This is a genomic window from Ferrimicrobium acidiphilum DSM 19497 (genome assembly GCF_000949255.1).
In the GTDB taxonomy this organism is placed as follows: domain Bacteria; phylum Actinomycetota; class Acidimicrobiia; order Acidimicrobiales; family Acidimicrobiaceae; genus Ferrimicrobium; species Ferrimicrobium acidiphilum.
This window is the reverse complement of the sequence record NZ_JXUW01000026.1, coordinates 35,354-44,995: the sequence shown is the minus strand read 5'-3', so window position 1 is coordinate 44,995 and position 9,642 is coordinate 35,354. Positions and strand designations below refer to the sequence as shown.

Below are 9,642 nucleotides of genomic sequence, written 5' to 3'. Positions count from 1 at the left end.
CCCCGGGAGACGATCCCCTCGTCATCGACATCGACTCTACTATCTGTGAGGTATCTGGGTATCACAAGCAGGGAGCAGCCTATGGCTATACCAAGAAGTTGGGCTATCACCCCATACTCGCGGTTCGCTCTGACACTGGTGAGGTACTTCATTGTCGAATGCGAAAGGGTTCAGCCAATACACAACGGGGAACCAAACGCTTTGTTCAAGAACTCATCGCTAGGTGTCGACGCATCGGTGCAACAGGCAAGATCACCATCCGCTTTGACTCTGGGTATCAATCAGATGCGACCTTGAAGGAGTTAGAACGTCTAGGCATCTCTTACACCATGGCGGTTCGTGCAAACGCCAAGGGGATAAAGTCGCTGGTAGAGGAGATCAGTAAGGACTCCTGGGTAGCTATTGACTACACCGAGAACGGTGAGGCCCAAGTAGCCGAGACCACCTATAAGGGCAGACGTCTCATTATCCGTCGTACCCGCCTCATTGGTGACCAGGCAGAGCTCTTTCCTAACTGGAGATACTTCGGGTTTGTTACTGACTTGGAAGGTTCAGCTGTTGAGGTGGATCAGTTCCATCGGAACCGAGCACGGATTGAACTCTCCATCAAAGATCTCAAAGAGGGGGCAGGACTAGAACATATCCCCTCTGGTAAGTTTCATGCCAATGGAGCATGGCTAGCCCATGCGGTCCTTGCCCATAACCTCACCCGTCAGGTGAGCTACCTTGGTACCATTACCCCTCGAGAATCCATGGTCATAGCTCGTAGCTTTCGTAACCACTTCATCTCGCTTGTCGGACGACTCGTCAACCGATCGGGAAAGATGATACTGCGTACTCCGGCTCGTTGGCCATGGGCCAAGGCCTTCATAAGAGCACTCATCACCCTTAGGGCACTCGAACCGGTTCCCATCTAGGGAACTACCTCCGACTCGAAAGCGCGGTCGGGCAACACTCTCCATGCGCCCCACAAATGAAACACCAAATCAGATCCTTAACCCACCACGCCTAACTCTGGGTCAGAACCGATCCAGAACCCCGGGTTAAATCAACGGAACGAAATCACAGCCCAAGGGCCACCGCCACGCCCCGACACCGGGGTGCGTCGGTGGATTCAGGTTTAGTAGAGAATCATGATTTCCGGTTTTCATGATTTCATGGCCGGGCTGCTTGTGTTCTTTGCCAGAGCTGCAATGCGCTAACTGTGCCGAGTGTTTTGGATCGTGTGAGGGCTGGCGACGAGCGGGGGGGGGGTGAGCCTCGCGAGAAATTGCGTGATGAACTGGCAAAACTGTATCGGATCAAAAAAAGGCGGAGCGATAGGGTTGCCAGGTGTTATACTTGTATATAACTAATTCAATGGAGGTGCGTAATGCACACGACAAATCTTCGCAGGGTTGGAGGCTCAGTCATGCTGGCCGTTCCTCCTGCTATTCTCGATTTGCTGCACCTACACGCTGGTGCGACGGTCGGAATTGGAGTAGATAACGGGCGGATGGTAATAGAGCCAGCACCACGAGCGCACTACACCTTAGGCGACCTACTGGCCCAATGTGATATGTCACATGAACTATCTCAGCAAGACCGGGAATGGCTCGATGCAAAACCTGTCGGCAATGAGTTGCTTTAGTGGAGCGTGGCGATATCTACCTCGTGTCGCTTAACCCGACATCGGGGCACGAACAGCAAGGCACGCGTCCAGTACTGGTGGTGTCGGCGACCGCGTTTAATCGGCTGACGCGGACTCCTATCGTGTTGCCGATCACCACCGGAGGTAACTTTGCCAGGACTGCGGGGTTTGCCGTGTCGCTCCAGGAAGCGGGCACGAAAACCACCGGCGTAATCCGCTGCGATCAGCCACGTGCGATCGATTTAGGAGCCCGCAATGCCCGCAGGCTGGAAAGTGTACCAGCGCTAGTTATGGACGAAGTGTTGGCGAGGCTAATCCCGATATTCGAATGATTCCCGGTTATCATGATTGACCTACCATCCTTGCCAGGATAACGCAAGGCGTAGCCTTGCGGCGGCAGCGTGAGCGTAGCGAGCGGGGAGACAGTTTTCAACAAGTTCGGCTACCTAATACTAGGTTTTTAAAACCAATAGGAGTAGATATATAGGCGGTCGCGATTTGTGCGCTGTGAGCTGGGAGAACACAGGGACAGGCGCTAGTTCGTATGCGCACGGGGCGCTAGTTCGTATGCGTGCCCTGAGCTGGGATTTGTGTAGGTTTTTGGCAAACTTACTGGGGCGCTAGTTCGTATGCGTGGATAACTGTGTTTCACACAGCCCATCGGTGGACAACTTGTCATGCGTCGAGCACGATCTTTCTGGTAACTGGTAAAGGCGAAGGCTTTAGAACCAAACCGCCTGCGGACGGCGAGACGTTGGCCTCGGGGTAGGCGAGGTGCACGACTGGGAGTGCCTTGATGACATTGGCCTTGAAGTTTCGCACACGACCGTACTGCGATCCAAACTGTTCAGAGAGTAAGATCCACGGAACCGTTGTAGTGCGGCGGATAGAGTAAAATCGATGCGCGAGCCAGGTATAAAGATCTAGGGCTAGGAGCGTGGGTCAGAATCCCTTCTTTGATCATGTTAGGGAATGCAATTCGGATCCCAATTATGGCGTTTGAGCTGGACTTATGGGTCATCTTATGCTAAAATAGTGGCTATGAGCTGCGATGATGTCACTATGGTACCGACTCAGGAACAGCTAGTCCCTCGGGGCAAAACTCGGATTCGTTCTACCAAGACCTTCCGCTCCTATGACCAAGACCAGATGCTCCTCATGCCTCCCTCCCTTGATGACTGGCTTCCAGATGATCACACTGCACGTTTCATCTCAGAGGTTGTCGATGAGCTCTTGGATCTCTCTGATATCTATGACTCTTATGCCGAGGCCTCTGGTGCACCACCCTATGACCCGGCAATGATGTTAAAGCTTCTCCTCTATGCCTACTCGACTGGAGTGACTTCCTCAAGAGAGATGGAGAGGAGATGCTGCGTTGATATCGCCTTTCGATGGCTCAGTGCCAACACGACTCCTGACTATCGCTCCCTGGCTCGGTTCCGTCGTCGCCACGAGGCCGCACTTGGTGATCTCTTTGGCCAGGTACTGGTTCTCTGTTGTGAGGCAGGACTCGTTACCCTTGGTAGGGTTGCCCTCGATGGGACTAAGCTTCGAGCCCGAGCGTCTAGGCGTAAGTCCATGAGTTATGAACGTCTTGGACCGAGGATCGAAGAGATCGAGGCCCAGGTAGCTACGATGCTCGCTGAGGCTGAAGCTACCGACTCAGCCGAGGATGAGGCCTATGGGGTTGACAAGCGAGGTGATGAGATCCCAGAGGAGCTTCGTCGTCGCGAGACCCGGATCGCCAAGATGCGCCAAGCAAAGGAGGCTATCGAGGCTGAGGCCCGTGTTAAGGCCGATAGGCACACCAAGGCCACGACCAGCAAGAAGGCAGAGCTCAACAAGCAGGCCCCAACCAACACCGTTGCCAAGACAGAGACCACTGTTGTTGATGATGATGCGAAGGTCGCCGGCTCAACCAAGGCCACTACCGAAACCGTTAGCCCAGCCAGCACCGATACTGATGCTACACAAACCCCAATACGACCAAACCCAAAGGCCCAACGCAGCTTCACTGATCCCGATTCTCGGATGATGAAGACTAACGATGGGTTCCAGTTCGCCTACAACGCCCAGGCAGTGGTGGATGAGGGCTCTCAGGTGATCGTTACAACCAAGGTAACCCAAGCCGCCACAGACGTCAACGAACTCATCCCTATGATTGAGGCGACTACGACAAGTCTCAAAGCAGCCAACATCACCCGTTCCCCACGGGTCTACCTAGCTGATGCTGGCTACTGCTCGGAGGCCAACCTTGGCCACATCACCAAGTTCGACATCAACGCTCTCGTCGCAACCGGACGCATGAAGCACAATGAATGCGTGAGTGATTCTCCACGCGGGCGGATCCCAAAGAACGCAACGCGAAGAGAGCGCATGGCCCGTCGCCTTCGAACCAAGTCTGGACGCATCGACTATGCAAGACGCAAAGCTATCGTCGAACCAGTATTTGGACAGATGAAAGTTAGACAGAAAGCGGGCCACCTACGCCTTCGAGGACTACAAGGAGCCGAGACTGAGTGGACGCTGCACTCAATCTGTCATAACTTACGAAAGCTCTCCAATGCAAGAGTGAATGCAGGGTTGGCGATGGCCTAGAGCGCAGCGAATCGGCCCGACTTGGGATCATTGACCCCAATTGAGAACCGAAACCGAGAACTCAAGACCACAATCCCAATTTTGGCAAATTTTAGGGCCCCACCACCGGATCTGGAAGGTGATTCAGACCCACGCTCCTAGCGGGCCTGCCTTAGCTTGCTGGACAAGCGCTAAGCCACGAGTGTCGAGCGGTACGGACGACACCTTGATCGAATCGCGGAAGGCGGGAGATATGGTGATTGTGTTGGGCCACAGGGTGTCGCTTTGGGTGGGCTTATCCGACCACCACAGGTCTACCTCTGAGCCTAGAACCACCGACGCACCCGGAGAATTGGTCCCCCAAAACTGAAGAAAGTGCCCCCTGAGCTGGTAGAATGGAAGTTAGAAAGCAGCCAAAACGACCAACCAAGGAGAACACTTTCTGTGACACAATCTTACCACACGCCAGAGGCTATCGAGGTTGCCTTTGACGACGAGAATCTGGTCGCCAATGCGGGACTCCTTCTAGTCTCCACGCTTGCTTCCAAGCTTGGTCTAGATGCTCTCATCTCCGAGCGGGTCGATCTCACCGGTCGAGTGGGTGGAGCCAATCCGGCGAGTAAGTCATTGACCCTCATTCATGCGATGGTGGCGGGAGCCTCTCACATCGACCATATAGATATGTTGAGAGCCGGGTCATCTTCGAAGCTGCTTCCCTTTCGGGTAGTAGCTCCCTCAACCCTTGGTACTTATCTGCGCTCCTTTACCTCATGTCACGTTCGTCAATTAGATGAGGTGATTGAGGCAGAGCTTGCAAAGGCTTGGTCCTTTGGGATGGCCCCGGGAGACGATCCCCTCGTCATCGACATCGACTCTACTATCTGTGAGGTATCTGGGTATCACAAGCAGGGAGCAGCCTATGGCTATACCAAGAAGTTGGGCTATCACCCCATACTCGCGGTTCGCTCTGACACTGGTGAGGTACTTCATTGTCGAATGCGAAAGGGTTCAGCCAATACACAACGGGGAACCAAACGCTTTGTTCAAGAACTCATCGCTAGGTGTCGACGCATCGGTGCAACAGGCAAGATCACCATCCGCTTTGACTCTGGGTATCAATCAGATGCGACCTTGAAGGAGTTAGAACGTCTAGGCATCTCTTACACCATGGCGGTTCGTGCAAACGCCAAGGGGATAAAGTCGCTGGTAGAGGAGATCAGTAAGGACTCCTGGGTAGCTATTGACTACACCGAGAACGGTGAGGCCCAAGTAGCCGAGACCACCTATAAGGGCAGACGTCTCATTATCCGTCGTACCCGCCTCATTGGTGACCAGGCAGAGCTCTTTCCTAACTGGAGATACTTCGGGTTTGTTACTGACTTGGAAGGTTCAGCTGTTGAGGTGGATCAGTTCCATCGGAACCGAGCACGGATTGAACTCTCCATCAAAGATCTCAAAGAGGGGGCAGGACTAGAACATATCCCCTCTGGTAAGTTTCATGCCAATGGAGCATGGCTAGCCCATGCGGTCCTTGCCCATAACCTCACCCGTCAGGTGAGCTACCTTGGTACCATTACCCCTCGAGAATCCATGGTCATAGCTCGTAGCTTTCGTAACCACTTCATCTCGCTTGTCGGACGACTCGTCAACCGATCGGGAAAGATGATACTGCGTACTCCGGCTCGTTGGCCATGGGCCAAGGCCTTCATAAGAGCACTCATCACCCTTAGGGCACTCGAACCGGTTCCCATCTAGGGAACTACCTCCGACTCGAAAGCGCGGTCGGGCAACACTCTCCATGCGCCCCACAAATGAAACACCAAATCAGATCCTTAACCCACCACGCCTAACTCTGGGTCAGAACCGATCCAGAACCCCGGGTTAAATCAACGGAACGAAATCACAGCCCAAGGGCCACCGCCACGCCCCGACACCGGGGTGCGTCGGTAGATTCAGGCTTAGGGCACGTCAACGGGTGTGGAGAACGTGGCTTGGGTTGGCAGATGCTGCCAAAGCCAAAGCGTGGACTCGTCGACGGCTAGCGACACCTCTCCAAGGTTGCCAGAATTAACGTCGAGCCAAGCTGGATCATGTCGTCTTGGATGTTGCAGAGCGTGTTTAACCGGTGGCTGCGGGCGCGGTTTTTCACGGAAACGTGAACGCAATATGTCAGTCGCGAATGGGTGGTGGAGAAGTAGCGCCGGTCTGCTGGGACGAGGAAGATCTCCTAACGTAGACTGGGAATGACTGCGATGGAGGAATGATGAAGTTAGCTATGCAGGTCAACTATGCGGGCGATATTCTTGAGACGGTCGAGCAGGTGGTGACCTATGAGCAGGCAGGGCTTGACATCGTCTTTGTTGCAGAGGCCTACGGGTTTGATGCGGTGTCCATTCTGGGGTATTTGGCGGCGAGAACGACTCGGGTGGAGCTTGGACCTGGCATCCTGCCGATCTACTCGCGGACGCCTGCGCTGATTGCTCAGACGGCAGCCGGACTTGACTACGTCTCTGGGGGTCGTGCGGTTCTTGGGCTCGGGGCTTCTGGCCCACAGGTTATCGAAGGGTGGCACGGGGTCGCGTATGATCGGCCGATTGCACGGACACGTGAACTCATCGAGATCTGCCGGAAGGTTTGGCGTCGCGAACGTCTAGAGGCCGATGGGATCTATCAGATTCCGTTTCCAGGTGGTACTGGTCTGGGCAAGGCATTGAAGTTGATCACACAGCCGGTTCGTCCTCGGCTGCCGATCTATGTCGCAGCGATCGGTCCAGCGAATGTGGCTCTAGCTGCAGAACTAGCCGAGGGTTGGCTCCCGATATTCTATCTGCCCGAACAGGCGGAGGCTGTGTGGGGAGAGGCGGTCAAAAAGGGTTTGGCACGGCGTGATGGCAGTCTTGCCAACTTTGACGTTGTGGCAGGTGGCATGCTAGCGATCGGAGACGATGTCCAGCAGTTGTTGGAGCTTGCGCGCCCTCATATCGCCCTCTACGTAGGCGGAATGGGTGCAAGGACAAAGAATTTCTACAACGACCTCTTCCATCGTTATGGTTATGGAGACTTAGCGGAGCAGATTCAGGAACTGTACCTGGGCGGTGAACGTGAGAAGGCAGCGGCATGCATACCATTGGATCTGCTAGAGCGTCTCAATCTGGTAGGTGATTCGGGATTCGTGGAGGATAGGGTCAGGGCTCATGCTGGGGCAGGAGTGGGCACGCTCATGGTATCTCCTGTTGGGAATGATCCGTTGGGATCGTTTCGTCGACTGCGAGAGATTGTCGATCGGCTCTAACCTGTTTGCCAACATCGCGGTGACGTGGCCGCTCTTTATAGTCGTCGGCGAGGTCTATTTCGCGTGGAGGCTTTTCTCTGCTCGCTTTAGGCTTGTGACAGCAGATGATTGCGACCCATTGGCAGGAGTTGAGGTCGTCATCCCAGCCCACAACGAAGCTCTCCTCCTGCCGAGACTTCTTTCTGCGCTGGCTCACCAACAGGGTGTGGACTTCGAGGTGACGGTTATTGATGACCGCTCGACTGACGCCACCGGTCAGATAGCACTCAGCCATGGAGCCCGAGTCCTGCGTCTTGATCGGCGTCGCGGCAATAATCCGAAGGCCGGCGCCTTGAGTGCGTGGAGCCCCAGACCAGGCGTTGAGACAGTTGTATTCATGGATGCAGATGTCGACCTCGTGGCGGAGGATGCATTGGCGAAGCTGGTCGGTTTGGCTAGAAGCCACCCAGATGATCTCGTCAGTGTGCAACCCTTTCACCGCATGTTCAGGTGGTATGAGCAGTTTGCGTTCTATCCAAACCTGGTGTCATTGATTGCTTCGGGTGCGTTTAGCGCTCTAGGGCCCGGATCTTCGCGGGCCACTTTCGGGCCAGTTCTTTGTTGCCAGGTGGTGCGCTATCAGGAGGTCGGAGGGCATGTAGCGATTCTTGAGTCAGTCCTTGATGACCAGGCACTGGGTGAGCGATTTTGGAGATGGGGCGGTCGTACCATTCTGCTGGCTGGGCGTGGATGGATCGAGTTTCGGATGTATCCAGCAGGTTTTGCATCGTTGTTTGAGGGGTTCCGTAAGAATGTCGCACGTGGAGCACTCATGGTGCGTGGAGCTGGAGCTGGGGTGGCGATCTTGATGGTTGCGGCTCAGTTGTCGGCTCTGGTGGTGATCGCGACCTCTGCTTCGAAAGTTTTGCTATTGGCTGTAGCAGTGCTAGCTGTAACGTGTGCATCCAACACCCTGGTTGCACGTCGGATCGGGACGTTCTGGTGGTCGAGTGTGGTTCTGCAGCTCCTCTATCTTCCAGTCTTTGTCTGGATAGTGGCAACTTCTGGATTCGATCTTGTCCGTGGGCAAACCAAGTGGAGGGGTCAATCGATGAGGACCAGGCGCTAGATGTCCAATCTTGTAGCGGTGGCTATCGCGGTAGTGTTCTGGGTGGGCGCGAGTCTGTTGATCGGTCTCGTAGGATCGCGGCTATCGCTCGGGACTTTACGCTCTATCGCACGTGTAGCTTGGTGGTTAAGGGGACCATCGGTTGGCTGGTATCGCCGTCAACTTCAAATCGAGACCTGGAAGGACAGACTGCCTGAGGCGGGAGGATTCGGGGGCGGTATGTCAAAACGACACCTTTTGACTCGTCAACGGTCCGCGCTCGAGCGCATGTATCTCGAAACCGTTCGAGCGGAGCTGGTCCATACTGGCTTACTAGCGGTGCAATGGGTGCCCGTGTTGTGGCTGCACGCCGGCTTTCGCGTGCTGCCGGTAGCGTACGCAGTGATTGCGAATTTGCCGTTCATTGCGGTGCAACGTTATAACCGTCTACGACTCTCACGTATTGTCAGAGCTGATGATCACTGGAGCATCGACGAATAGATGTTCGCGGTAGAACTGCAACTCAGCGATGCTGTCGCGAATGTCATCTAGTGCGCGATGTGAGCTATCTTTGTTGGGAACGAGCTCGGTTAGCCCTGGGTACCATCGCTTTGCAAGCTCTTTAATGCTTGAGACATCAACCGAACGGTAATGTAGCCAGTTCTCTAGTTCGGGCATGTATTTAACGAGAAATCGACGATCGGTACCGATGGAGTTACCACATAGTGGCACCTGACGTGCGTTAGGGCAATGGCGTTTCAGAAAGGCTAACGCTTGGGCGCTGGCCTCGGCGAGTGTTGTCGTTGAGCTACGCACGTCGGCAAGCAGTCCGTTGGTCTCATGCATCTTGCAAACGACCTTTTCCATCTCCGCAAGTTCGGCTTCACTTGCATGAATGACGATTGGGCCAAACTCCTCGATTGTATTAAGATCATCGTCGGTAACAATCATCGCGATTTCTATGATCACGTGGCGCTCAGGGAGCAGGCCAGTCATTTCAAGATCCATCCATGCCAACATGACAGCCAGGTTACTCGCTGTGTATGCTGAGTGGGG

General features: G+C 54.6%; 10 protein-coding genes. 8 read left to right on the top strand and 2 right to left on the bottom strand.

Annotated elements, in window-relative coordinates:
• From FEAC_RS11240 to FEAC_RS16455, 3 genes are all read left to right on the top strand, one after another.
• On the top strand, window positions 1-917 hold a 917-nt coding region (locus tag FEAC_RS11240; RefSeq protein WP_152623207.1), incomplete at its 5' end, for an IS1380 family transposase.
• A gap of 455 nt (window positions 918-1,372) precedes the next feature.
• Window positions 1,373-1,630: an AbrB/MazE/SpoVT family DNA-binding domain-containing protein gene (locus tag FEAC_RS11235; RefSeq protein ID WP_035392264.1), complete on the top strand. Its 258-nt coding sequence runs from the start codon at window positions 1,373-1,375 to the stop codon at window positions 1,628-1,630.
• Window positions 1,630-1,962, top strand: a complete 333-nt coding sequence (locus FEAC_RS16455; protein ID WP_035392267.1) for a type II toxin-antitoxin system PemK/MazF family toxin — start codon at window positions 1,630-1,632, stop codon at window positions 1,960-1,962. Before FEAC_RS11235 ends, FEAC_RS16455 begins: the two co-directional genes overlap by 1 nt.
• A 343-nt stretch (window positions 1,963-2,305) precedes the next feature.
• Here the strand turns inward: FEAC_RS16455 and FEAC_RS15630 are convergent, their stop codons facing one another.
• Window positions 2,306-2,452: a hypothetical protein gene (locus FEAC_RS15630; protein WP_160290388.1), complete on the bottom strand. Its 147-nt coding sequence runs from the start codon at window positions 2,450-2,452 to the stop codon at window positions 2,306-2,308.
• Between the two features lie 240 nt (window positions 2,453-2,692).
• Here FEAC_RS15630 and FEAC_RS11225 point away from each other — a divergent pair, with 240 nt between their 5' ends.
• The 5 genes from FEAC_RS11225 to FEAC_RS11205 all read left to right on the top strand — a co-directional run bounded on the left by FEAC_RS11225 (window position 2,693) and on the right by FEAC_RS11205 (window position 9,087).
• On the top strand, window positions 2,693-4,228 hold the full coding sequence (locus FEAC_RS11225; protein ID WP_052566278.1) for an IS1182 family transposase: 1,536 nt from the start codon (window positions 2,693-2,695) through the stop codon (window positions 4,226-4,228).
• 423 nt (window positions 4,229-4,651) lie between these two features.
• Window positions 4,652-5,962, top strand: coding sequence for an IS1380 family transposase (locus FEAC_RS11220; RefSeq protein WP_052566277.1), 1,311 nt, complete (start codon window positions 4,652-4,654; stop codon window positions 5,960-5,962).
• 508 nt (window positions 5,963-6,470) lie between these two features.
• On the top strand, window positions 6,471-7,499 hold the full coding sequence (locus tag FEAC_RS11215) for an LLM class F420-dependent oxidoreductase (protein WP_035392137.1): 1,029 nt from the start codon (window positions 6,471-6,473) through the stop codon (window positions 7,497-7,499).
• Entirely contained in the window at window positions 7,402-8,607 is a 1,206-nt protein-coding gene (locus FEAC_RS11210) for a glycosyltransferase family 2 protein (protein ID WP_081901299.1), read from the top strand. Before FEAC_RS11215 ends, FEAC_RS11210 begins: the two co-directional genes overlap by 98 nt.
• Window positions 8,608-9,087 (top strand): glycosyl-4,4'-diaponeurosporenoate acyltransferase CrtO family protein, encoded by a 480-nt coding sequence (locus FEAC_RS11205; RefSeq protein ID WP_052566276.1) that lies wholly within the window; start codon window positions 8,608-8,610, stop codon window positions 9,085-9,087.
• On the opposite strand, the gene orn is transcribed toward FEAC_RS11205, so the two are convergent.
• Complete coding sequence (gene orn, locus FEAC_RS11200) at window positions 9,043-9,594, bottom strand: oligoribonuclease (protein WP_269078275.1); 552 nt, start codon at window positions 9,592-9,594, stop codon at window positions 9,043-9,045. The two genes, FEAC_RS11205 and orn, sit on opposite strands and share 45 nt — an antisense overlap.
• Window positions 9,595-9,642: the final 48 nt, after the last annotated feature.

What these genes read in the sequence shown, in the direction of transcription:
- orn (WP_269078275.1), bottom strand. Translation starts at nt 9,594, where the DNA reads ATGGATCTTGAAATGACTGGCCTGCTCCCTGAGCGCCACGTGATCATA.
- FEAC_RS11215 (WP_035392137.1), top strand. Translation starts at nt 6,471, where the DNA reads ATGAAGTTAGCTATGCAGGTCAACTATGCGGGCGATATTCTTGAGACG.
- FEAC_RS11225 (WP_052566278.1), top strand. Translation starts at nt 2,693, where the DNA reads ATGGTACCGACTCAGGAACAGCTAGTCCCTCGGGGCAAAACTCGGATT.
- FEAC_RS11205 (WP_052566276.1), top strand. Translation starts at nt 8,608, where the DNA reads ATGTCCAATCTTGTAGCGGTGGCTATCGCGGTAGTGTTCTGGGTGGGC.
- FEAC_RS11210 (WP_081901299.1), top strand. Translation starts at nt 7,402, where the DNA reads ATGCTGGGGCAGGAGTGGGCACGCTCATGGTATCTCCTGTTGGGAATG.
- FEAC_RS11235 (WP_035392264.1), top strand. Translation starts at nt 1,373, where the DNA reads ATGCACACGACAAATCTTCGCAGGGTTGGAGGCTCAGTCATGCTGGCC.